The organism is Pseudomonas sp. S3_G06 (genome assembly GCF_054667565.1).
The window spans coordinates 210,629-232,500 of sequence record NZ_CP162738.1; the positions used below are offsets into that span (position 1 = coordinate 210,629).

The window sequence follows — 21,872 nt, forward strand, 5'->3', positions numbered from 1 at the left end:
GGCGATGGTAACGGATGGGCGCGCGACTGCAAGTGTCGTCATTGCAGTTGCGCTTCGGGCAGGGTCAATGTGCGCGGGATCCGGTCGGCATCCCAATGCGCGCTGCCCCAGGCCAGCAGTTCGCGCGGCGAAGCGTGTGCCAGTTCGGTGCCGGGATTTTGCCCCAGCGCGCGCAAGGCCCGCAGCAGCAACGGCGTGGCCTGATCGGCTTCGAGCGGCGGCGAGCGGTAGGACTTGCCGAGTTTGTTGCCGTCCGGCTGGGTGATCAGCGGCAGGTGCAGATAGCGCGGCTGTTTCAGGCCGAGCAGTTCTTGCAGGTACAGCTGACGCGGCGTCGAATCGAGCAGGTCAGCGCCGCGCACGATGTCGGTAATGCCTTGCCAGGCGTCGTCGAGCACCACGGCCAATTGATAAGCGTAGAGACCATCGCGACGACGGATAATGAAATCGCCGACATCACGGCCCAGGTGCTGGCGGTATTCGCCCTGCACGCGATCAATGAAGTGGTATTCCAGCTCCGGCACGCGCAGGCGGATCGCGACGTCGTGCTGATCATGGCCGGCATTGCGGCAAAACTCCGGATAAATCCCGTGATAGGGCTCCAGTTGTTTGCGCGAGCAGGTGCAGGCGTAGGCCAGGCCATGGTTGAACAGGCTGTCGAGCACTTCGGCATAAGCCGCGTGTCGATCGCTTTGGCGGACCATTTCGCCGTCCCATTCGAAACCGTAGCTTTCCAGCGCCTTAAGAATCGCCGCTTGCGCACCGGGCTCTTCGCGCGGCGGATCGAGATCTTCCATGCGCACCAGCCAGCGCCCACCGACGGAGCGGGCGTCGAGGTAAGACGCCAACGCAGCGACCAGCGAACCGAAGTGCAGGTGGCCACTGGGGGTGGGGGCGAAGCGGCCGATGTAGGCGGGGGATTTGGCAGTCATGGAGGCGATAAAGGCTATTCAGAATTTGAGCAGGTTACCTCTGTGGGAGCGAGCCTGCTCGCGAAAGCGCTGTGTCAGGCAATAATGAGCTGTCTGAAGGGACGCTTTCGCGAGCAGGCTCGCTCCCACAGAGGCAGAAGCAGGTTCCGCGGGCAAAACACAGAAACAAAAACGGAGCGTTCGCACGCTCCGTTTTTCGTTCAGGCCGAGATTACTTGCCGACCTGCTTTTCCTTGATTTCCGCAAGGGTCTTGCAGTCGATGCACAGATCCGCTGTCGGGCGGGCTTCGAGGCGCTTGACGCCGATCTCGATGCCGCAGGACTCGCACCAGCCGTACTCTTCGTCTTCGATCAGTTGCAGCGTCTTGTCGATTTTCTTGATCAGCTTGCGCTCGCGGTCGCGGGCGCGCAGTTCGAGGGCGAACTCTTCTTCCTGGCTGGCACGGTCGGCCGGGTCAGGGAAATTGGCCGCTTCGTCTTTCATGTGATCAACCGTGCGGTCGACTTCCTGCATCAAGTCCAGTTTCCACTTGTTCAGGATCTTGGTGAAGTGCGCGCGCATTGGAGCGCCCATGTACTCTTCACCCGCCTTCGAAACATAAGGTTCGAAGCCGCTGATCGTGTCTTTCTGCTGTTGCTTTGCTTGGGTGGACATGAAATAGACCGCCTCTACTCTTGTAATCCATTGCGCAGGATTGCTCCATCACCGACACCTGCCGGCCCTGCGGCTGCAAGCGGGCGAACTTACCAGATCAAATCAGCCTGCGCTACTCCCGGATGTCGAGCCCCCGGCGAGTGGCGCTTGCAGATGTCTGACAAGCCGTGTCTGTGGGAAGGGAGACCTGTTCAATGACTGATTTTAGTCAATCCTGGAGCGTACGTTCAGATCGTTACAGTCCAGCGTTCTTGAGGCTGTGACCTTCACGGGTTCTCGCTCGTTCCGGCAGACAGGTAGAATCGTCTCTTTTTTCCGTCAAAGGCATTCCAATGGGCCCCTACAGTGCGCGCAGTCGTGCGATCGAACCGTTCCATGTGATGGCGCTGCTGGCGCGGGCCAATGAATTGCAGGCCGAAGGCCACGACGTGATCCATCTGGAAATCGGCGAGCCGGACTTCACCACCGCCGAGCCGATCATCCGCGCCGGACAAGCTGCGTTGAGCGCCGGCAAGACCCGTTACACCGCCGCCCGTGGCATTCCCGAACTGCGCGAGGCGATCGCCGGTTTCTACCAATCGCGGTACGGCCTGAATATCGACCCACGACGGATTCTGATCACGCCGGGCGGCTCCGGCGCGCTGTTGCTCGCCAGTGCCCTGTTGGTCGATCCGGGAAAACACTGGCTGCTCGCCGACCCGGGCTACCCGTGCAATCGGCATTTCTTGCGGCTGGTCGAAGGCGCGGCGCAATTGGTGCCGGTCGGGCCGGAGGTGCGTTATCAACTGACCCCGGATCTGGTCGAGCGGCATTGGGATCACGATAGTGTCGGCGCCCTTGTCGCTTCGCCGGCCAACCCGACGGGCACTTTGCTGACCCGCGATGAACTGGGCGGATTATCCACAGCGATCAAGGCCAGGCACGGGCACTTGGTGGTGGATGAGATCTACCACGGCCTGACCTACGGCACTGATGCCGCCAGTGTGCTGGAAGTCGATGACAACGCTTTTGTCCTCAACAGTTTCTCCAAGTATTTCGGCATGACCGGTTGGCGCCTGGGCTGGTTGGTCGCGCCAGAAGCGGCGGTCAGCGAGCTGGAAAAACTCGCGCAGAACCTCTACATCAGTGCGCCGAGCATGGCGCAGTACGCGGCGCTGGCCTGTTTCGAGCCAGCCACCATCGCGATTTTCGAAGAGCGCCGCGCCGAGTTTGCGCGCCGTCGCGACTTCCTCCTGCCGGCGCTGCGTGAACTCGGTTTCAACATCGCCGTTGAGCCGGAAGGCGCGTTTTATCTGTACGCCGATATCAGCCGTTTCGGCGGTGATGCCTTCGCATTCTGCCGACATTTCCTCGAAACCGAGCACGTTGCCTTTACGCCGGGACTGGATTTCGGTCGTTATCAGGCCAGCCATCACGTGCGTTTCGCTTACACACAGAACCTCGCACGTTTGCAGGAAGCCGTGGAACGCATCGCGCGCGGCTTGAAGAGCTGGCAAGGCTGATGCGCTTTTATCCTGCTCTGGAAGAAGCGCGGCTGATTCGTCGTTACAAGCGTTTTCTCGCCGATATCGAGACCGTTAGCGGCGAATTGCTGACCATTCACTGCCCCAACACCGGTTCGATGCTCAATTGCCAGGTCGAGGGCGGGCAGGTCTGGTTCAGTCGCTCCAATGACCCGAAACGCAAATTGCCCGGCACTTGGGAAATTGGCGAAACCCCGCAGGGCCGGCTGTTTTGCGTCAACACCGGGCGCGCCAACGGCTTGGTGGAGGAAGCCTTGCAGGCCGGCGTGATCACCGAGTTGAACGGCTTTACCGCGTTGAAGCGTGAGGTTGCCTACGGACAGGAAAAAAGCCGCATCGACTTCCGCCTCGAATACCCCAGTGGGCCGGCGTATGTCGAAGTCAAAAGCGTCACCCTCGGCTTCGACGGCACGGCGGTGGCGGCGTTTCCCGATGCGGTGACCCAGCGCGGCGCCAAACATCTGCGCGAGCTGGCGCATCTGGCGCGCGACGGCATTCGGGCGGTGCAGTTGTACTGCGTGAACCTCACCGGCATCGATGCCGTGCGCCCGGCCGAGGAAATCGATTGGGCTTACGCCGAGGCGCTGCGTGAAGCGGTCGCCTGCGGTGTTGAGGTGTTGGCCTACGGTGTGCGCCTTGACCACGAAGAAATGGTCATCGACCGCCGACTCGACGTGCGGCTAAACGGTTAAACGTCGACCCACACGCCTTGTGTATCTTCCCGGCATTCAATTGCCGTGAGCGACTGCCCGGCGCAGGGGCCGGCGACGCATTCGCCGTCCTCGATCAGAAACAGTGCGCCATGGGTAGCGCACTGGATCAGGCTATTGCTCGGATCGAGAAACTGGTCGGGCTGCCATTCCAGCCCGACGCCCCGGTGCGGGCAGCGATTGAAATAGACAAACACCTTGCCGCCACGACGCACGGCAAACAGCTTTTTGCCTTCGATTTCGAAACCGCGACTGCCGGCTTCGGCCAGATCGCTGCCGGCGCAGAGAAACTTCATGGCTATCCTCAAATGTCCGCTCGTGTCTGGATATGTCCGAGCTTGACGTTCAAATGCAAACAATTATCAAATGGCGACCTTCTCCCACAGGGAGTCTGGCCGTTGCCGAGGATACTTGGCTCGCTGCGCCGATGCCCGGGAAACCTTGTTCAAGGAAGCTGCGTATGCGCCTGAAAACCCGCGTTGCCGTACTGTGCGTCGGCCTTTTTCTCAGCCATCAGGCGAGCGCAGCGGATTTACCGCAACGCTGGGTCAGCGCTGGCGGCGCGCTGTCGGAATGGGTCAGCGCGCTGGGTGGCGAGTCAAAACTGGTTGGGGTCGACACCACCAGTCAGCATCCCCAATCGTTGCAGGCCCTGCCGAGTATTGGTTATCAGCGCAGCCTGTCGGCCGAAGGCATCTTGAGCCTGCGCCCGGACATTCTGGTCGGTACCGAAGAAATGGGCCCGCCGCCGGTTCTGGCGCAAGTCAAAGCGGCCAAGGTCAAGGTCGAGTTGTTTTCAGCCCAGCCTGATCTGCCGACATTGGAAAAGAATGTCACTCATCTGGGCCAGTTGCTCGGCGCACAAAGCCAGGCAGCGCAGCTGCTGCAGAGTTATCAACAGCAGCTCCAGGCGCAGAAAGCGCGCGTTGCCCAAGTGCAGGCCACGCAGAAAGCTCCGGGCGTGTTGCTGTTGCTCGGGCACGCTGGCGGCAAGCCGTTGATCGCCGGCAAGGACACTGCCGCCGATTGGTTGCTGCAACAGGCTGGCGGGCACAACCTTGCGACGCATAGCGGCTACAAACCGTTTTCTGTCGAATCCCTCGCCAGCCTCGATCCCGAAGTGCTGGTGTTCGCTGACCGTGCGCTGACCGGCGAGGCCGCAAAAGCGGCATTGTTCAAGGAAAACCCGATCCTCAATTCCAGCCGTGCTGCCAAGAGCGGGCGGGTGATGGAGCTGGATCCGACGCTGCTGGTTGGCGGTCTCGGGCCACGGTTGCCGGCTGCTTTGCAAACCCTGACGGACGGTTTCTACCCGGCCAAGGGCGGCCAATGACCACACTGGTCAAACCCCGTGGCTTGTTCATCGGCCTGACATTGTTGTGTCTGCTGGCGATCTGGCTGTCGCTGGCATTGGGGCCGGTGAGCCTGCCGCTGTTTGACACTTTGCGCGCCGCGCTGCGTCTGGTTGGCGTGCCGCTGGCGCCGGAGGGGCTGGAGCAGGCCGAGCTGATTCTCGGCCAGATCCGCCTGCCGCGAACCTTGCTCGGCTTGGCGGTCGGTGGCGTGCTGGCGCTGTCCGGCGTGGCGATGCAGGGTCTGTTTCGTAATCCGCTGGCCGATCCGGGGCTGGTCGGGGTGTCCAGTGGCGCGGCACTTGGCGCAGCGATTGCGATTGTCGGCGGTTCTTTATTCGGCGGCCTGCCGGAGTGGTTCGGGCCGTATCTGTTGTCGGTGTGTGCGTTTCTTGGTGGTCTTGGGGTGACGGCGCTGGTCTATCGGCTGGGCCGGCGCAACGGTCAGACCCACGTGGCGACCATGTTGCTGGCCGGTATCGCGCTGACGGCGCTGGCCAGTTCGGCGGTCGGCCTGTTCACTTATCTGGCCGATGACGCGACGCTGCGCACCCTGACCTTCTGGAACCTCGGCAGCCTCAACGGCGCCAGTTACGCGCGGCTGTGGCCCTTGCTGATCATCACCATCGGCGTGGCGCTGTGGCTGCCGCGTCGGGCCAAGGCATTGAATGCCTTGTTGCTCGGTGAATCCGAGGCCGGTCATCTGGGCATCGATGTCGAACGGCTCAAGCGCGAACTGGTGTTCTGTACAGCGCTGGGTGTCGGCGCGGCGGTGGCGGGTGCGGGCATGATCGGTTTTGTCGGGCTGGTGGTGCCGCATCTGGTGCGCCTGCTGGCCGGCCCGGATCACAAAGTTCTGCTGCCAGCCTCGGTGCTGGCCGGTGCAAGCCTGTTATTACTCGCCGATTTGGTGGCGCGCTTGGCGCTGGCGCCGGCGGAGTTGCCGATCGGCATTGTCACCGCGTTTATCGGCGCGCCGTTCTTCCTTTATCTGCTGCTGCGAGGGCGTGCCTGATGTTGTCTGCGCACAATCTGCATGTCCGCCGTGGCCGCAAGGCTGTGCTCAGTGGAGTCACGCTCAGGCTCGAACCCGGTCAAGTGCTTGGCGTGCTGGGACCGAACGGCGCCGGCAAAAGCACCTTGCTCGGCGCCTTATGTGGTGAGTTGCCCGCCAGCGACGGCAATGTCTCGCTCGATGGTCAGACGTTGAGCCACTGGAGCGGAACGCAGCGGGCACAACGACTGGCGGTGTTGCCGCAGGTGTCGACGCTGGATTTTGCCTTCGCCGTGGAAGAGGTCGTCGGCATGGGCCGTTTGCCGTACCAGACCGGGCGCGTACGCGACGACGAGATTGTCGCGGCAGCGCTGGCCGCCGCCGATGCCGGGCACCTGAGTGGGCGCAGCTATCTGGCGTTGTCCGGTGGCGAGCGTCAGCGCGTGCATCTGGCGCGGGTGCTGGCGCAACTCTGGCCGGGTCAGGCCGGGCAAACCCTGTTGCTCGACGAACCGACATCCATGCTCGATCCGCTGCATCAGCACACCACCTTGCAGGCGGTGCGCGAGTTCGCCGATCGCGGCGCGGCGGTGCTGGTGATCCTGCATGATCTGAATCTGGCGGCGCGCTATTGTGATCGCGTGCTGTTGCTGGAGGAGGGGCGCCCGGTCGCGCTGGATACTGCGCAGCAGGTGCTGCGTCCGGAAACGCTCAAAGCGGTGTTCGGCCTGGAGGTTTTGGTGCAGTCGCACCCGGAGCGTGGGCATCCGCTGATCATCGCCCGCTGAATCATCATTGAGGTGTTGCATGCGTGGATTGTGGTTGTTGGCGCTGGTGTTGCTCGCGGGGTGTCAGCACGTGGCGGCTCCGCCAGTGGGCGCTGATATCCGCGATCTGCGCAGCGGCGAGGTACTGAGTGTGCAGCAACTGTTGGAGCGTCTGGCTGAGCCTGAGCGTTTGATCATCGGTGAGCAGCACGACAACGCCGATCACCATGCCGCACAGTTGTGGCTGTTGCAGTCGCTCGGCGAGCAGCGAGCGCAAGGCAGTCTGCTGCTGGAAATGCTTTCGCCGGTTCAACAAGCGAAAGTCGATGCGGCACGCCAGTCGAAATCCGTTCCGGCAGATCTGCCCGCGGCATTGGCCTGGCAAGAGGGCTGGGACTGGAATCTTTACGGGCCAATCGTGCGCTTTGCCCTGTCGCAGCCGTATCCGTTGCTGGCGGCCAATCTCGATGACAGCGAAATCCGCGCGTTCTACCGCAATCCACCTGCTCTGAACGGTCCGCGCAGCAATTCGCTGTCGGTTAAAAAAACTTTGCTTGGGCAAATCAGTGAATCCCACTGCGGCTTGCTGCCCGAATCACAGATGCCTGCGATGTTGGCAATTCAGCAGCAGCGTGATCGACGCATGGCCGAACGCATGCTGGCGGCGCCGATGCCTTCGATTCTGCTGGCCGGTGCCTGGCATGCGCGCAAGGATGTCGGCGTGCCGCTGCATCTGTTGGATCTCGGCGCTGGCAAGGCGCCAATCGTATTGATGCTGGCCGAGCAGGGCGCTGCGGTATCGGCGGCGATGGCCGATTACGTCTGGTACACGCCTGCCACGCCGAAGCCGGATTACTGCGAGCAGATGCGCCAACAATTCGCTAAATGACTTTTCCACAGGCAAAAAAAGACCCGGTAAAAAACCGGGTCAAATAACCGTGATTAGCCTGATGAGGAGATAATCTGAGAGTCCGAACCAAGGGCTTTTCAGAATATCGACTGATCTCGCGACCAGTTGTGATAATCATAGCGATTCTCATTACCGCGTCAACCGCTGATTTCGCAAATCTGTAATTTAGTTTTGCGAGCGGTGGTGAGGCCCTGTGAATAAAGGGCATTGCGCTAGGTGCGCTGCGTCGTCAACTGCGTGATCTGGCGATTCAACTGGCCGATGCGTCGAGCCATTCCCTCAATCAGGCTATGGGCGATCTTCGGATTGCTGCGGGTCATGCTCAAAAATTGATCACCGGGAATCAACATCACCGTGCTCGGCACGGACGTCACCACCGAAGCGTTGCGCGGCTCGCCGGTAAACAACGCCATGGCGCCGAAAATCTCGTCCTTGGCCACGTCGCCTACCTTGTGCCCGTCGAGGAACGCCTCGGCATGCCCGTCAATAATCACAAAGACATGATCCGCTGCATCGCCCTGTTGGATCAGCACGGCGCCGGCCTCGACCCGTTTGAAGCCGTTGGTGCTGCGAAACTCCCGAGGTTTCAGCTCGGCCACGGCATGGGCGAGCAGCGCCATTTGCCCGAGCAGATAGCTCAGCAACTGCTCCGCTCGATCAGGGTCGGCATACAAATGCTGCAAAACCTCAGCGCGCCCATAGGGCACCAGGCGCACAGCGCTGTCGCTGCAAATGCGGCAGTCGCTCCATTGCTCGCCACGTTGCAGGCCGAGCAGATCACCTTCCTGCCAGTAGAACAGCGCACGGCCCGCGATGCAGCCATGTACCACGCCCTCGCTCAGCAGAAACAACTGATCGCTCGGCACCTGTGCAAACATATCGTCCGTTGCCTCCAGCTCGATGACCGGCGCGCACGGCGACAAATCCTGCAGCCACTGCCCAGGAAGATTCTGCAAGCGATTGATCAATGCGTCGGCGTGGGCCGATTGTTCCCCCAGTAAATACATGGCGTCAGCGCCTGTTCAGTTCTTGTGGCGCGCGGAAATGGCTTCGAGCTGTTTGTTCAAGGCGTCCTTGCGCTCGGCGGGGATATCGTTCCAGTGCACGTCCATCAACGCGCCCTCGATCGCATACAACAACACCTTCGATGCGCGAAACCCCCGAGTACGCACGGCCCGGTAGGCATCCACTGCACCGAGGCGACGCAAGTCCGAGGCGCTGTGGATGCCCACGGCATGCAGCCATTGCGCCGATGTCTTGCCAAGATTTTTCAGGTGTTGCAGTTCATCATTCATCAAGCCTCCTTGCGACGGCCGAATGGTGCGTGGGCGAGCTTCTCAGCAGTGTAGCCATCAGTAGGAAAAGCGTGGTTGTTTGGTCGGATTCGACGCAAAAGCTTCTAAGAAAGGGGGGTAAAGGAGCTGCGAACGCAGAGGGAAGCGAGTTAGGCGGGTAACAATGTACAAGCGAGCCTGCTCGCGAAGAGGGCGTATCAGACACAATCGATATCAGCTGACACTACGCCTTCGCGAGCAGGCTCGCTCCCCCAGGGGAAAGGCGTGGTGTCAGGAAGATTTCCTGGTTTCAGCGGGTGCGATAGCGCAGCCGCGTGCCGAAATTCATCGACATCAGAATCTCGTCAGCACTCAGCTCCGGCGGAAAGTACGCCCCGGAGATTTGCGCATGGGCCAGGCTGGCGCCTTCGAGCGAAGCCTTGCGGAAGTCGATGCCGCGCAGATCGGCGGAGCGGAAGTACGCATCGCGGAAATCCACGCCGTCGGCGTTCAGCTCGCGCAGGTCGAGACCACGGAAATCGCCGCCGACCATGTCGATCGGACCATCCAGTGGCCGTTCCTTGTTGAAGCCTGCGACGTCATCTTTGTGCAGCAGGGCGTAAAGCGGAGTGTCGAGCAGTTTGGGCTGGCTCATGTCAGATCACCTGTTGGTTTTATGACGCCAGTATAGTGCCACTATTTGACGGCCGTGAAGCGGGCGAGGGCTTCACGGCCGAAATAGTTTTTTACAGGCCTGGCAGGCGCTGACGAATCTGCGCGACTACGGTATCCAGTGTCCCGGATTCATTGGTCTGTACGCGTTTGCTGCGCAGGATTTCTTCCGGCGTCAGCGCTTCGCGATTCGCCTGCTGCGCTTCGATCACGGCGAGGGTGGCGTCGGACGGATCTTTCTGGTCGGCCTGACGCATCGCCAGCCAGCTCTCGATCACCGCTTGCGGGGCGTTGCAGTCGAGGATCAGGAATGGCGCGCCGGTGGCTTCGGCAATCTTCGCCGCGTTATCGCGCTGCTCGCGCTTGAGGTAAGTCGCGTCGATCACTACCGGGAAACCAGCGTGCAGAATTATCTCGGCGATTTCGTGCAGGCGCGCGTAGGTCGCGGCGCTGGCGTCGGCGCTGTAAATGCCGGCCTGCACATCGTTGGTAACCGTCTGCTCACCGAACAGGCGCTTGCGCTCGACATCGGAACGCAGGCGAATTGCGCCCAGTGCTTCGACCAGTCGCATGGCCACATGGCTCTTGCCGACTGCGGAAACACCGTGGGTAATTGCCATGAAGCGCGAAGGAATGGTGCTGTAGCTTTCCGCCAGGTTGGCGTAGTTGCGGTACTGGCGCAGGGTGGTGGCGCGCTGCACCGCAGTCGCGTCGGCCGGCATGCTGAACAATGCCACCTTGGCTCGCACCAGCGCGCGGTAGGCTTTATAGAAGTTCAGCACTTCCAGGCCCTCATAGTCGCCGGTCAGTTCCAGGTACTGGCTGATGAGGCGACGCGCCAACGATTTCAGGCCACGGTCTTCCAGGTCCATGGCGAGGAAACCGGTGTCGGCCCAGACATCAGTGAAACGGAATGGCTCGTTGAACTCGATGCAGTCGAAGATCACCACGTTGCCGTCGATGACCGTGGCGTTGCCCAGGTGAATGTCGCCGTGGCATTCACGGGTAAAACCTTGCGCCTTGCGCTGGGCGAACAGGGGCTTGAGGCGCTCGAAGCTGCTTTCGGCCCAGGCTTTCAATGCCTCAAGTTGCAGCAAGTCGTTTTTGTCGCTGAGGAATGGCAGGATCTGCTCGAAGTTTTGCGCGACCGGCGCCATCACGCTGTCCGGTGTGCCGGCGTCGTGTTCGGCCGGGACTTTCGGTGCGTGAAGGTGGAAGTGCGCGATCTGCTCAGCCAGAGCATCGATGTGCTGAGTAGTCAGCTCGCCATTGGCTTGCAGGGTGCTGAGCAAGCCGCTCTGGGGGAACTGGCGCATTTTCAGCACGTATTCGATAGCCGGGCCGTCGCCGCCCAGTTGTGGTGCTTCGACGCTGCCGGTTACCGGCAACACGTCCAGATACAAATCAGCGGTCAGACGCTGGTTCAGGCGCAGCTCTTCCGCGCAGAAATGCGCGCGTGCATCGAGGCTGGTGAAGTCGAGAAAGCCGAAATTCACTGGCTTCTTCACTTTATAGGCGAAGGGGCCAGTGAGGATCACCCACGAGATGTGAGTTTCGATGACCTGAAATCCTTCGACGGGATGCGGGTAGAGGGCCGGGTTTTGCAGGGCAGCGATCAGGGACTGGCTCACGGGCGATCCTTCAGAGACGGGGGAATTCGAGGCGGCCATTATGGCTGCTTGCCCGCCTGACGCAAACCTCCGCGCGTGCCTGTTGAGGATCGATAAAGTGCGTATAATCCGCCGCCATGACTCGATCCCGATCCCCCCGTACCAAGAAAAAACCACCAACCAAGGGCCTCAGCCCATGGTTGAGCTGGGCCATTAAACTCAGCCTGGTCGGCCTTGTAGTGCTGGCCGGCTTCGCCGTTTACCTCGATGCCGTGGTGCAGGAGAAGTTCTCCGGCAAGCGCTGGACCATCCCGGCCAAGGTATACGCGCGCCCGCTCGAGCTGTTCGTCGGACAGAAGCTCAGCAAGGACGATTTCCTCACCGAACTCGATGCCCTCGGCTATCGCCGCGAAGCCGTGAGCAATGGCCCCGGCGCCGCCGCCGTCAGCGGCAATACGGTTGACCTGAACACCCGTGGCTTCCAGTTCTATGAAGGCCTTGAGAAACCGCAACCGGTTCGCGTGCGCTTCTCCGGCGATTACGTTGCTGAGCTGTCCGCGACCAACGGTTCGAAGCTGTCGGTGGTGCGCCTCGAGCCGCTGATGATCGGCGGCATTTACCCGAAAAATCTTGAAGACCGCATCCTGATCAAACTTGATCAGGTGCCGCCGTACTTGCTCGAAACCCTGATCGCCGTGGAAGACCGCGACTTCTATAGTCACTGGGGCGTATCGCCGAAATCGATCGCCCGCGCGGTGTGGATCAACACCTCTGGCGGCAAGATGACTCAGGGCGGCAGTACGCTGACCCAGCAGTTGGTGAAGAACTTCTACCTGACCAGCGAACGCAGCCTGACCCGCAAGCTCACCGAAGCGATGATGGCGTTGCTGCTGGAACTGCATTACGACAAGAAGGAAATTCTTGAGGCCTACCTCAACGAAGTCTTCGTCGGTCAGGACGGCCAGCGTGCGGTGCACGGTTTTGGTCTGGCCAGTCAGTTCTTCTTCGGCCAGCCATTGTCCGAGCTGAAACTGCATCAAGTGGCGTTGCTGGTCGGCATGGTCAAGGGGCCGTCCTACTACAACCCGCGTCGCAACCCGGAGCGCGCGCTGGAGCGGCGTAATCTGGTCCTCGACGTGCTGGCGCAGCAAGGCGTGGCAACCCCAGAACAGGTCGAGGCGGCGAAGAAAATGCCGCTCGGTGTGACGACTCGCGGCAAGCTCGCCGACAGCTCGTTCCCGGGCTTTATCGACTTGGTCAAACGTCAGTTGCGCGAAGACTACCGCGACGAAGACTTGACCGAAGAGGGTCTGCGCATCTTCACCAGTTTCGACCCGATTCTGCAGATGAAAGCCGAAGCCTCGGTCAACGACACGTTCAAGCGTCTGGCCGGGCGCAAGGGCTCCGATGACGTCGAAGCGGCGATGGTCGTGACCAACCCGGAAACCGGTGAAGTCCAGGCGATGATCGGCAGCCGTCAGGCCAGCTACGCCGGGTTCAACCGTGCACTGGATGCGGTGCGCCCGATTGGTTCTTTGATCAAACCGGCGGTGTATCTGACCGCGCTCGAGAAGCCGAGCCAGTACACGCTGACCAGTTGGCTGTCGGACGATCCGCTTTCGGTCAAGGGCGCCAACGGTCAGGTGTGGAAGCCGCAGAACTACGATCGCCGCTCCCACGGTACGGTTTTCCTCTATCAGGGCCTGGCGCATTCCTACAACCTGTCGACCTCGCGTCTGGGCCTGGAAGTCGGTGTGCCGAATGTGCTCAAGACCGTGGGTCGCCTGGGCGTCACTCGTGAATTCCCGGCGTTCCCGTCGATGCTGCTCGGTGCCGGCGGCATGACGCCGATCGAAGTGGCGACCATGTATCAGACGCTGGCCAACGGTGGTTTCAATACGCCGATGCGCGGCATTCGCAGCGTGTTGACCGCCGAGGGCGAGCCGCTCAAGCGTTATCCCTTCCAGATCGAACAGCGCTTCGATCCTGCCTCGATTTACCTGATCCAGAACGCCATGCAGCGGGTGATGCGTGAAGGTACCGGCAGTTCGGTTTATAACGTGCTGCCCAAGACCCTGACCCTGGCGGGCAAGACCGGTACCAGTAACGATTCGCGCGACAGCTGGTTCGCCGGTTTCAGTCAGGATCTGCTGGCGGTGGTCTGGCTCGGCCGCGATGACAACGGCAAGACGCCGTTCACCGGGGCCACCGGTGCGTTGCAGGTCTGGACCAGTTTCATGCGCAAGGCCGATCCGCTGCCGCTGGACATGCCGCAGCCGGACAACGTCGTGCAGGCCTGGGTCGATTCGCGCACCGGCCAGGGCTCCGATGCCAACTGCCCCGGCGCGGTACAGATGCCGTATATTCGCGGCAGCGAACCGCCACCCGGCGCCGCGTGTGCAAGTGAAACCCCTGCCTCGCCGGAGTCGGTGATGGACTGGGTCAAGGGCTGGATGAATTAAGCAAAGAGGGTTTCAAGTGAACAAGTGGTTGATTCCAGCGGTGACCGCCGTGGCTTTGCTCAGCGGCTGCTCCACCGTACAGCGTGGTTCGATTCCGGTAGTGGATTCGGGTACGGCCGTGTCCAATAGCGAACGCATCGGCGCCAATGGCGGTTTCCGCCAGACCACGGTCAAGCGCCCGGCGCAGGGCCAGCCTCAGGCGATTCCGCAAGGCGATACCGGCGTGGTGGTGATGGTGCCGGGCGGCGGTGCTGCGGTGTCGACACCGATCAGTTCTTCGCCGATCGTCCCGGGGCCTGCATCCGGCGGTATCACGTCGGGGCCGTACAACCCATCGGCGGTTGAGTCGGCGCCGATCAACTCCGGCAGCTACAGCATGCCGTCGACGCCAAGTGGCATTCCTTCGGCCAGCAGTGGCGGCGGTCTGTCGGCGGATGAGCAACTGGACGGCCCGGTCCTCGCCTTGCTGACCACCGCGCAACAGCAGCAGGCCGGCGGCGACCTCAACGGTGCCTCTTCCAGCCTGGAGCGGGCGCAACGTGTCGCCCCCCGTGAGCCACAAGTGCTGTACCGTCTGGCGCAAGTACGCATGGCTCAGGGCGATGCACCGCAAGCCGAGCAATTTGCCCGTCGTGCGCTGACCATGGCCAACGGTCGTCCGGATCTGCAAGCCAGCCTGTGGGAAATCATCGCTCAGTCTCGTGAGAAACAAGGCGATTCCGCCGGCGCCGCACTGGCCCGTCAGAAGGCCAAGGTTTCCCTGTGATGGATGTGCGCTTCCCGAAAATCGCCGATCAGCTGTTGCTGATCGAACGCGAGCTGCGCACCCAGGGTTGGTGGGATGAAGTTCAGCCGTCCGCCGAAGCCCTGAGCAGTGTCGAGCCGTTTTCGGTCGACACGCTGGACTTCGAGCAATGGCTGCAATGGATCTTCCTGCCGCGCATGAAGCTGATCCTCGAACAGGATCTGCCCTTGCCGAACGCCTCGGGCATTCAGGAAATGGCGGAAATGGTCTTTGCCCAGCGCAACCTTGGCGGCAAGGATCGTCAATTGCAGGTGCTGCTCAAAGAGTTTGACCTGCTGATCACTGCATCCCGCTGAACGCGGTTGTGTAGGAGCTGACGAGTGCAACGAGGCTGCGATCTTTTGATCTTGCTCTTCGAACAAGTCAAAAGATCGCAGCCTTCGGCAGCTCCGACACAGCTCCTTCGCCGCGATTACGAGCAGTTCTCGGCAATCTGCTTCTGCGCTTCGACGATGCGTTCCTGACGCTGTGTATCGTCGAGCCTGCGCACATCCCCCTCGACCTCCTCACGCAAACGCGGATTGTTCTGCAGTTGCGCCAGGTTTGTGCGCGCCTGCTCGCAAAACGCCTTGAGCTGCGCTTGCTGTTCGGCGACCTGTTTTTTCACCTTGGCATCAATGGCTTGCTGATCGCCAAGTACGCCGCCGCCCGGCATCGGCGCCGCTTTCGGAGTGGGCGAGGAGGGCGTCTGCAGGGTCGTGGACGGTTGGCCCTGCGGCGGCTGTGCATCGAAATGCGTGACACCCTGGGCATCGACCCATTTGTAGATTTGAGCGGCCGAGCACCATGGGCTGAGGCCGATCAGCAGAGTGAGGAGGAGCGTTCGCATGCTGATTCCTTGGCAAAAATGCGCAATTGACGCTAACAGAGTAGCGCTTTTCAGGTTTTTTCTTGCGTTCTCATGTGGTTACCCACAATTAACCCAACAGACGACTTGACTTGCAGAGGGCGAAACAGAAGAATCCAAAGTCCGCTGTAGAGGGACTGCCAGAAGCAGACCCACTCGGTAGATCATGAGGCGCACATCCGCGCCGACCTGTTACACCCGCAACGCGTTACCTCGCGCTGGGTGGGAAAGGCCCGCAACACTTGGGACGATCCCAATACTTGCTCAGTCAGTGCTGACGTAGTCGGCGACCACCGTCGCTCATGCTCTGCCGAGAAGTAAACCTATTAAGACCCGCCCCTTTTTTGTGGACGGTATTCTGGCGTTTTAGAGGTGAACAACGTGGAGCTTTTATCTGGCGGTGAGATGCTCGTCCGCTTTTTGCGTGACGAAGGCGTCAAATATATCTACGGGTACCCGGGTGGTGCTCTCCTGCATGTTTACGATGCCCTGTTCAAAGAACCGGAAGTGACCCACATCCTGGTTCGTCACGAACAAGCGGCGACCCATATGGCTGACGGCTACGCCCGTGCCACCGGTAAAGCCGGCGTGGTATTGGTCACATCCGGTCCAGGCGCCACAAACGCCATCACCGGTATCGCCACCGCCTATATGGACTCGATTCCAATGGTGATCATTTCCGGTCAGGTGCCAAGCACCATGGTCGGCACCGACGCGTTCCAGGAAACCGACATGATCGGTATTTCCCGGCCGATCGTGAAGCACAGCTTCATGATCAAGCACGCATCGGAAATCCCGGAAGTCATGAAGAAGGCTTTCTACCTGGCGCAATCCGGTCGTCCGGGTCCGGTCGTGGTCGACATCCCGAAAGACATGACCAACCCGGCCGAGAAGTTCGAATACGTTTTCCCGAAAAAAGCCAAGCTGCGCTCCTACAGCCCGGCCGTTCGCGGTCACTCCGGGCAGATTCGCAAGGCAGCAGAAATGTTGTTGGCGGCCAAGCGCCCGGTGCTGTACTCCGGCGGCGGCGTAATCCTCGGTAATGGCTCCGCGCAACTGACCGAACTGGCGAAAATGCTCAACCTGCCGGTGACCAACACCTTGATGGGCCTGGGCGCGTTCCCGGGCACTGACCGCCAGTTCATCGGCATGCTCGGCATGCACGGCAGCTACACCGCGAACCTGGCGATGCACCATGCCGACGTGATCCTCGCAGTGGGCGCACGCTTCGACGATCGGGTGATCAACGGCCCGGCGAAATTCTGCCCGAACGCCAAGATCATCCATATCGACATCGACCCCGCTTCGATCTCCAAGACCATCAAGGCCGACGTGCCAATCGTTGGTCCGGTCGAGAGCGTCCTGACCGAAATGGTCGCGATCCTCAAGGAAATCGGCGAGACCCCGAACAAGGAGTCCGTAGCCAGTTGGTGGAAGCAGGTCGATGAATGGCGTGGTGATCGCGGCCTGTTCCCTTATGAAAAGGGCGACGGCAGCAAGATCAAACCGCAAACCGTGATCGAAACCCTCTGCGAAGTGACCAAGGGCGACGCCTTTGTGACCTCCGATGTGGGTCAGCACCAGATGTTTGCCGCGCAGTACTACACGTTCAACAAGCCGAACCGCTGGATCAACTCCGGTGGTCTGGGCACGATGGGCTTCGGTCTGCCAGCAGCGATGGGCATCAAACTGAGCTTCCCGGACGACGACGTTGCCTGCGTCACCGGCGAAGGAAGTATCCAGATGAATATCCAGGAGCTGTCGACCTGCCTGCAATACGGCTTGCCGGTGAAGATCGTCATCCTCAACAACGGTGTGCTGGGCATGGTTCGCCAGTGGCAGGACATGAGCTACGGCAGCCGTCACTCGCACTCCTACATGGAATCGCTGCCCGACTTCATCAAGCTGGCTGAGGCCTACGGCCATGTTGGTGTACGCATCACCGAATCGAAAGATTTGAAGTCGAAGATGGCCGAAGCCTTCGCCATGAAGGATCGCCTGGTGATCATCGATGTTGCGGTCGACACCAGCGAGCACGTCTACCCGATGCAGATCAAAGACGGCTCCATGCGCGATATGTGGCTGAGCAAGACGGAGCGTACTTAATCATGCGGCACATTATTTCCCTGCTTCTGGAAAACGAACCCGGCGCTCTGTCTCGCGTAGTCGGCCTGTTCTCGCAGCGCAACTACAACATCGAAAGCCTGACCGTAGCCCCGACCGAAGACCCGACCCTGTCGCGTCTGACGCTGACCACAGTGGGCCACGATGAAGTGATCGAGCAGATCACCAAAAACCTGAACAAGCTGATCGAAGTGGTCAAGCTGGTGGACCTGTCGGAAAGCGCTCACATCGAACGCGAACTGATGCTGGTCAAGGTCAAGGCCACTGGCGCCCAGCGCGCCGAGATCAAACGCACCACCGATATCTACCGTGGACAGATCGTCGATGTCAGCGCCAGCGTGTATACCGTTCAGTTGACCGGTACCAGCGACAAGCTCGACAGCTTCATTCAGTCCATCGGCACCGCATCGATTCTGGAAACCGTCCGCAGTGGCGTGACCGGCATTGCTCGCGGCGACAAAGTACTCAGCATCTAAACCAAATTAGCGCATGGCCTGAACGGCCGGATATAAGGGGAAATTCATGAAAGTTTTCTACGATAAAGACTGCGACCTGTCGATCATCCAGGGCAAGAAAGTTGCCATCATCGGTTACGGCTCCCAGGGCCACGCTCAAGCGTGCAACCTGAAAGACTCCGGTGTCGACGTTACCGTCGGTCTGCGTAAAGGCTCGGCCACCGTTGCCAAAGCCGAAGCACATGGCCTGAAAGTGACCGACGTTGCTTCCGCTGTTGCCGCTGCCGACCTGGTCATGATCCTGACCCCGGACGAGTTCCAGTCCTCGCTGTACAAGAACGAAATCGAGCCGAACATCAAGAAAGGCGCCACCCTGGCCTTCTCCCACGGCTTCGCGATTCACTACAACCAGGTTGTTCCGCGTGCCGACCTCGACGTGATCATGATCGCGCCGAAAGCCCCGGGCCACACCGTGCGTTCCGAGTTCGTCAAAGGCGGCGGTATCCCTGACCTGATCGCGATCTACCAGGACGCCTCGGGCAACGCCAAGAACGTTGCGCTGTCCTACGCTGCTGGCGTCGGTGGCGGTCGTACCGGCATCATCGAAACCACCTTCAAGGACGAGACCGAAACCGACCTGTTCGGCGAACAAGCCGTTCTGTGTGGCGGTACCGTTGAACTGGTGAAAGCCGGTTTCGAAACCCTGGTTGAAGCTGGCTACGCGCCGGAAATGGCCTACTTCGAGTGCCTGCACGAACTGAAGCTGATCGTTGACCTCATGTACGAAGGCGGTATCGCCAACATGAACTACTCGATCTCCAACAACGCCGAGTACGGCGAGTACGTGACCGGCCCGGAAGTGATCAACGCCGAATCCCGTCAGGCCATGCGCAACGCCCTGAAACGTATTCAGGACGGCGAATACGCCAAAATGTTCATCAGCGAAGGCGCAACCGGCTACCCTTCGATGACCGCCAAGCGTCGTAACAACGCCGCTCACGGTATCGAAGTCATCGGCGAGCAACTGCGCTCCATGATGCCGTGGATCGGTGCCAACAAGATCGTCGACAAAGCCAAGAACTGAGTCGTCGTTCCTTGTACGAAAAACGCGGCCTCGGCCGCGTTTTTTCGTTTGGGCCGGTGCTTCTGGTATAAAGCTGCATCGTTTGTGGCCGAACTGTCGTCCTCAAGCCTCTGTCGAATTTTTTCCAAACCGTTGCAAGGTAATGTCCATGAGCGAACGTCCCGAAGAGCCGAACAAGGCTTCCGACGCCGAAAGCCTGCTGCCCATCGATGAACACATCGAAGAAGGGCACGACGCTGAAGGTCGTAAAGTCCGGCATCGTGGTATCTATCTGCTGCCGAACCTGTTCACCACTGCCAACCTGTTCGCAGGCTTCTATTCCATCATCAACTCGATGAGCGCACAGGCCGCGTTGAGCGCCGGCGACTCGGTGAATGCGAGCAAGTACTTCGCCTTCGCTGCGATCGCGATTTTCGTCGCGATGGTGCTCGACGGCCTCGATGGTCGCGTGGCGCGCATGACCAATACCCAAAGTGCCTTCGGCGCCGAGTACGACTCGCTGTCGGACATGGTCGCCTTCGGCGTAGCGCCGGCATTGCTGGCCTTCGGCTGGGCGCTGGGAGACATGGGCAAGGTCGGCTGGATGGTCGCCTTCATATATGTAGCGGGTGCGGCGTTGCGTCTGGCGCGTTTCAACACCCAGGTCGGCACGGCGGACAAACGCTACTTCATCGGTCTGGCCAGCCCGGCGGCGGCAGGTGTGGTGGCCGGTATTGTCTGGGCGTTCAGCGATTACGGCATTCAGGGTTCGAAGATGTCGTTCCTGGTGGCCTTGATGGTGGCGGCGGCCGGCATGCTGATGGTCAGCAACATCAAGTACAACAGCTTCAAGGAGCTGGATCTCAAAGGTCGCGTGCCGTTCGTGGCGATCCTGGCGGTGGTGCTGGTATTCGCTGTCGTGTTCAGTGATCCGCCGCGCATTCTGCTGCTGGTGTTCCTCGCCTATGCGGCGTCCGGTCCGGTGCAATATCTGTTGCGTCTTCGTCGTCACAAAAACGCCGAGTGATGTAATTTCCCGCATACTCCGCAGTCTATGGGTGCACCTGTCCTCCAAAGCTGCGGAGTTGTCATGTTGATCAAGATCCCCAAAGCATCCGACTGCCATGAGTCGGATGTCACGCCTGAAGCCATTTATCTCTCCCGTCGCCAATTGCTCGGCGCCACTGCTGCCGGTATTGCCGTGAGCAGCCTGCCGCGCTGGGCCAGTGCCGCTGATGCCCCTCGCTACTCTGATGTCGAATCCGGCAAGGCTCCGGCCTGGTTTGCCGAAAAGCTCCCTTCTACACAATGGGGGGCGGTCAACGTCAAGGATGAGGCGATCACGCCTTATAAAGACGCGACGAACTACAACAACTTTTATGAGTTCGGTACCGGCAAGGGCGATCCGGCGAGGAACGCTGGCGACCTGAAAACCGAACCCTGGAGCGTGGTGATTGACGGGGAGGTGGGTAAGCCAGGGCGTTACGCGCTGGAAGACTTCATGAAACCGTATCAGTTGGAGGAGCGTATCTATCGTCTGCGCTGCGTCGAGGCGTGGTCGATGGTCATTCCCTGGATCGGCTTTCCCATCTCGGCCTTGCTCAAACAGGTCGAGCCGACTTCCAAGGCCAAGTACATCCGCTTCGAAACCCTGCAGGATCCCAAGAGCATGCCCGGCCAGCGTTCCGGTTTTGCCTTGATCGACTGGCCGTATGTCGAAGGCTTGCGTCTCGATGAGGCGATGAATCCTTTGGCGATCCTCGCGGTGGGCATGTATGGCCGCGAACTGCCGAACCAGAACGGCGCACCTTTGCGTCTGGTGGTGCCGTGGAAGTACGGCTTTAAAAGTGTGAAGTCCATTGTGCGCATCAGTCTGGTCAGCGAGCAGCCGAAGACCACCTGGCAAAGCATTGCTGCCGATGAGTACGGCTTCTACGCGAATGTGAATCCTACCGTCGACCATCCACGCTGGACCCAGGCGCGCGAGCGGCGCTTGCCGAACAGCCTGTTCAAACCGAATGTGCGCGATACACAGATGTTCAACGGCTACTCGGATGAAGTCGCTTCTTTATATACAGGGCTCGATCTGCGGAAGAACTACTGATGCGTTATCCGTTCTGGCGAGTGGGCGTTTTCATTGCTGCGGCGGTCTGGCCATTGCTGTGGTTCTATCAAGCGTTCGCCGATCTGCTCGGGCCTGATCCGGGCAAGGTGCTGGTTGATCGTCTCGGGCTTGGCACGCTGGTGTTGCTGTTGATCACCCTGAGCATGACTCCCCTGCAAAAGCTGAGCGGCTGGGCGGGGTGGATTGCAGTGCGCCGGCAGTTAGGGCTTTGGTGTTTTGCTTATGTGACGCTGCATCTGTTCAGCTATATGGCGTTTATCCTCGGATTCGACTGGTCGCAGTTGGGCGTTGAGCTACGCAAGCGGCCTTACATTATTGTCGGTGCGCTGGGCTTTCTCGGATTGCTGATACTGGCGGTGACATCGAATCGTTATAGTCAGCGTCGTTTGGGCGCTCGCTGGAAGAAGCTGCATCGCCTGGTTTACCTGATTCTCGGACTTGGTTTGCTGCATATGCTGTGGATCGTGCGGGCCGATCTGGAAGAGTGGACCATTTATGCCTTTATAGGTGGCATGCTTTTGCTGCTTCGTCTGCCGCCGGTGATGAAGCGAATCCCGCGTTTACTGGGTAAAAAGCAGAATCTGCAAGAAAA

General features: G+C 60.3%; 23 protein-coding genes (1 of these 23 cut by a window edge). 15 read left to right on the top strand and 8 right to left on the bottom strand.

The annotated features are described in order from the left end of the window. Nucleotides 1–38 precede the first annotated feature (38 nt). Nucleotides 39–932, bottom strand: coding sequence for a tRNA glutamyl-Q(34) synthetase GluQRS (gene gluQRS / locus AB4N47_RS00970; protein ID WP_341639199.1), 894 nt, complete (start codon nt 930–932; stop codon nt 39–41). Between the two features lie 211 nt (nt 933–1,143). Next, a complete protein-coding gene (gene dksA / locus AB4N47_RS00975) occupies nt 1,144–1,587 on the bottom strand; it encodes an RNA polymerase-binding protein DksA (protein WP_016773167.1) in 444 nt (147 codons plus the stop codon). Nucleotides 1,588–1,919: 332 nt separating this feature from the next. Here dksA and AB4N47_RS00980 point away from each other — a divergent pair, with 332 nt between their 5' ends. After that, nucleotides 1,920–3,089: a pyridoxal phosphate-dependent aminotransferase gene (locus AB4N47_RS00980; RefSeq protein WP_341639198.1), complete on the top strand. Its 1,170-nt coding sequence runs from the start codon at nt 1,920–1,922 to the stop codon at nt 3,087–3,089. Further along, complete coding sequence (gene sfsA / locus AB4N47_RS00985; protein WP_024014329.1) at nt 3,089–3,802, top strand: DNA/RNA nuclease SfsA; 714 nt, start codon at nt 3,089–3,091, stop codon at nt 3,800–3,802. The genes AB4N47_RS00980 and sfsA overlap by 1 nt, the downstream gene beginning before the upstream one ends. Here sfsA and AB4N47_RS00990 read toward each other — a convergent pair. Beyond that, the gene (locus AB4N47_RS00990; protein ID WP_016773170.1) at nt 3,799–4,116 is read right to left on the bottom strand and encodes a Rieske (2Fe-2S) protein; all 318 of its coding nucleotides are present in this window, start codon (nt 4,114–4,116) and stop codon (nt 3,799–3,801) included. The two genes, sfsA and AB4N47_RS00990, sit on opposite strands and share 4 nt — an antisense overlap. Nucleotides 4,117–4,280: 164 nt before the next feature. On the opposite strand from AB4N47_RS00990, the gene AB4N47_RS00995 reads away from it, so the two are divergent. From AB4N47_RS00995 to AB4N47_RS01010, 4 genes are read left to right on the top strand one after another with little or no spacing between them, the layout of a single operon-like run. Further along, nucleotides 4,281–5,153 carry a heme/hemin ABC transporter substrate-binding protein gene (locus AB4N47_RS00995; protein ID WP_341639197.1) on the top strand — a complete coding sequence of 291 codons (873 nt, stop codon included), beginning with the start codon at nt 4,281–4,283 and terminating at the stop codon, nt 5,151–5,153. A 50-nt stretch (nt 5,154–5,203) separates the two neighbouring features. Further along, nucleotides 5,204–6,187: a FecCD family ABC transporter permease gene (locus AB4N47_RS01000; RefSeq protein ID WP_460154573.1), complete on the top strand. Its 984-nt coding sequence runs from the start codon at nt 5,204–5,206 to the stop codon at nt 6,185–6,187. 2 nt (nt 6,188–6,189) lie between these two features. Continuing rightward, a complete protein-coding gene (locus AB4N47_RS01005) occupies nt 6,190–6,954 on the top strand; it encodes a heme ABC transporter ATP-binding protein (RefSeq protein ID WP_445941219.1) in 765 nt (254 codons plus the stop codon). Between the two features lie 19 nt (nt 6,955–6,973). Then, nucleotides 6,974–7,822: a ChaN family lipoprotein gene (locus tag AB4N47_RS01010; RefSeq protein ID WP_341639195.1), complete on the top strand. Its 849-nt coding sequence runs from the start codon at nt 6,974–6,976 to the stop codon at nt 7,820–7,822. A gap of 233 nt (nt 7,823–8,055) precedes the next feature. Here the strand turns inward: AB4N47_RS01010 and AB4N47_RS01015 are convergent, their stop codons facing one another. The 4 genes from AB4N47_RS01015 to AB4N47_RS01030 form a co-directional block, all read right to left on the bottom strand. After that, the gene (locus AB4N47_RS01015) at nt 8,056–8,850 is read right to left on the bottom strand and encodes a Crp/Fnr family transcriptional regulator (RefSeq protein ID WP_341639194.1); all 795 of its coding nucleotides are present in this window, start codon (nt 8,848–8,850) and stop codon (nt 8,056–8,058) included. A gap of 15 nt (nt 8,851–8,865) precedes the next feature. After that, the gene (locus tag AB4N47_RS01020; protein WP_016773175.1) at nt 8,866–9,138 is read right to left on the bottom strand and encodes a TfoX/Sxy family protein; all 273 of its coding nucleotides are present in this window, start codon (nt 9,136–9,138) and stop codon (nt 8,866–8,868) included. A 289-nt stretch (nt 9,139–9,427) separates the two neighbouring features. Next, nucleotides 9,428–9,772: a pentapeptide repeat-containing protein gene (locus AB4N47_RS01025; protein ID WP_073475441.1), complete on the bottom strand. Its 345-nt coding sequence runs from the start codon at nt 9,770–9,772 to the stop codon at nt 9,428–9,430. A 91-nt stretch (nt 9,773–9,863) separates the two neighbouring features. Then, entirely contained in the window at nt 9,864–11,420 is a 1,557-nt protein-coding gene (locus AB4N47_RS01030; RefSeq protein WP_341639193.1) for a bifunctional aminoglycoside phosphotransferase/ATP-binding protein, read from the bottom strand. A 116-nt stretch (nt 11,421–11,536) separates the two neighbouring features. Here AB4N47_RS01030 and mrcB point away from each other — a divergent pair, with 116 nt between their 5' ends. The 3 genes from mrcB to AB4N47_RS01045 are packed head-to-tail and all read left to right on the top strand — an operon-like array spanning nt 11,537 to nt 14,962. Further along, the gene (gene mrcB / locus AB4N47_RS01035; protein WP_341639192.1) at nt 11,537–13,861 is read left to right on the top strand and encodes a penicillin-binding protein 1B; all 2,325 of its coding nucleotides are present in this window, start codon (nt 11,537–11,539) and stop codon (nt 13,859–13,861) included. 16 nt (nt 13,862–13,877) lie between these two features. Further along, nucleotides 13,878–14,627: a tetratricopeptide repeat protein gene (locus AB4N47_RS01040; protein WP_263471300.1), complete on the top strand. Its 750-nt coding sequence runs from the start codon at nt 13,878–13,880 to the stop codon at nt 14,625–14,627. Continuing rightward, complete coding sequence (locus tag AB4N47_RS01045) at nt 14,627–14,962, top strand: YqcC family protein (protein WP_341639191.1); 336 nt, start codon at nt 14,627–14,629, stop codon at nt 14,960–14,962. Before AB4N47_RS01040 ends, AB4N47_RS01045 begins: the two co-directional genes overlap by 1 nt. 116 nt (nt 14,963–15,078) lie before the next feature. On the opposite strand, the gene AB4N47_RS01050 is transcribed toward AB4N47_RS01045, so the two are convergent. Beyond that, nucleotides 15,079–15,495: a DUF4124 domain-containing protein gene (locus AB4N47_RS01050; protein ID WP_341639190.1), complete on the bottom strand. Its 417-nt coding sequence runs from the start codon at nt 15,493–15,495 to the stop codon at nt 15,079–15,081. Nucleotides 15,496–15,894: 399 nt separating this feature from the next. Here AB4N47_RS01050 and AB4N47_RS01055 point away from each other — a divergent pair, with 399 nt between their 5' ends. The 6 genes from AB4N47_RS01055 to msrQ form a co-directional block, all read left to right on the top strand. Beyond that, a complete protein-coding gene (locus tag AB4N47_RS01055; protein ID WP_039761986.1) occupies nt 15,895–17,619 on the top strand; it encodes an acetolactate synthase 3 large subunit in 1,725 nt (574 codons plus the stop codon). A gap of 2 nt (nt 17,620–17,621) precedes the next feature. Continuing rightward, nucleotides 17,622–18,113, top strand: coding sequence for an acetolactate synthase small subunit (gene ilvN / locus AB4N47_RS01060; RefSeq protein ID WP_003176102.1), 492 nt, complete (start codon nt 17,622–17,624; stop codon nt 18,111–18,113). A 46-nt stretch (nt 18,114–18,159) separates the two neighbouring features. Beyond that, complete coding sequence (gene ilvC, locus AB4N47_RS01065; RefSeq protein ID WP_007909969.1) at nt 18,160–19,176, top strand: ketol-acid reductoisomerase; 1,017 nt, start codon at nt 18,160–18,162, stop codon at nt 19,174–19,176. Nucleotides 19,177–19,324: 148 nt separating this feature from the next. Then, nucleotides 19,325–20,182 carry a CDP-diacylglycerol--serine O-phosphatidyltransferase gene (gene pssA, locus AB4N47_RS01070; protein WP_016773182.1) on the top strand — a complete coding sequence of 286 codons (858 nt, stop codon included), beginning with the start codon at nt 19,325–19,327 and terminating at the stop codon, nt 20,180–20,182. Nucleotides 20,183–20,245: 63 nt separating this feature from the next. Continuing rightward, nucleotides 20,246–21,259: a protein-methionine-sulfoxide reductase catalytic subunit MsrP gene (msrP, locus tag AB4N47_RS01075; RefSeq protein ID WP_024014317.1), complete on the top strand. Its 1,014-nt coding sequence runs from the start codon at nt 20,246–20,248 to the stop codon at nt 21,257–21,259. Further along, nucleotides 21,259–21,872, top strand: the 5' portion of a protein-coding gene (gene msrQ / locus AB4N47_RS01080; protein ID WP_206421561.1) for a protein-methionine-sulfoxide reductase heme-binding subunit MsrQ. It continues 10 nt past the right edge of the window; only the first 614 of its 624 coding nucleotides appear in the window; the start codon lies at nt 21,259–21,261; its stop codon lies beyond the right edge, outside the window. Before msrP ends, msrQ begins: the two co-directional genes overlap by 1 nt.

Bases quoted from the DNA above. Each gene is read 5' to 3' on its own strand.
- gluQRS (WP_341639199.1), bottom strand. From the start codon at position 932: ATGACTGCCAAATCCCCCGCCTACATCGGCCGCTTCGCCCCCACCCCC.
- dksA (WP_016773167.1), bottom strand. From the start codon at position 1,587: ATGTCCACCCAAGCAAAGCAACAGCAGAAAGACACGATCAGCGGCTTC.
- AB4N47_RS00980 (WP_341639198.1), top strand. From the start codon at position 1,920: ATGGGCCCCTACAGTGCGCGCAGTCGTGCGATCGAACCGTTCCATGTG.
- sfsA (WP_024014329.1), top strand. From the start codon at position 3,089: ATGCGCTTTTATCCTGCTCTGGAAGAAGCGCGGCTGATTCGTCGTTAC.
- AB4N47_RS00990 (WP_016773170.1), bottom strand. From the start codon at position 4,116: ATGAAGTTTCTCTGCGCCGGCAGCGATCTGGCCGAAGCCGGCAGTCGC.
- AB4N47_RS00995 (WP_341639197.1), top strand. From the start codon at position 4,281: ATGCGCCTGAAAACCCGCGTTGCCGTACTGTGCGTCGGCCTTTTTCTC.
- AB4N47_RS01010 (WP_341639195.1), top strand. From the start codon at position 6,974: ATGCGTGGATTGTGGTTGTTGGCGCTGGTGTTGCTCGCGGGGTGTCAG.
- AB4N47_RS01015 (WP_341639194.1), bottom strand. From the start codon at position 8,850: ATGTATTTACTGGGGGAACAATCGGCCCACGCCGACGCATTGATCAAT.
- AB4N47_RS01020 (WP_016773175.1), bottom strand. From the start codon at position 9,138: ATGAATGATGAACTGCAACACCTGAAAAATCTTGGCAAGACATCGGCG.
- AB4N47_RS01025 (WP_073475441.1), bottom strand. From the start codon at position 9,772: ATGAGCCAGCCCAAACTGCTCGACACTCCGCTTTACGCCCTGCTGCAC.
- mrcB (WP_341639192.1), top strand. From the start codon at position 11,537: ATGACTCGATCCCGATCCCCCCGTACCAAGAAAAAACCACCAACCAAG.
- AB4N47_RS01045 (WP_341639191.1), top strand. From the start codon at position 14,627: ATGGATGTGCGCTTCCCGAAAATCGCCGATCAGCTGTTGCTGATCGAA.
- AB4N47_RS01050 (WP_341639190.1), bottom strand. From the start codon at position 15,495: ATGCGAACGCTCCTCCTCACTCTGCTGATCGGCCTCAGCCCATGGTGC.
- ilvN (WP_003176102.1), top strand. From the start codon at position 17,622: ATGCGGCACATTATTTCCCTGCTTCTGGAAAACGAACCCGGCGCTCTG.
- ilvC (WP_007909969.1), top strand. From the start codon at position 18,160: ATGAAAGTTTTCTACGATAAAGACTGCGACCTGTCGATCATCCAGGGC.
- pssA (WP_016773182.1), top strand. From the start codon at position 19,325: ATGAGCGAACGTCCCGAAGAGCCGAACAAGGCTTCCGACGCCGAAAGC.
- msrP (WP_024014317.1), top strand. From the start codon at position 20,246: ATGTTGATCAAGATCCCCAAAGCATCCGACTGCCATGAGTCGGATGTC.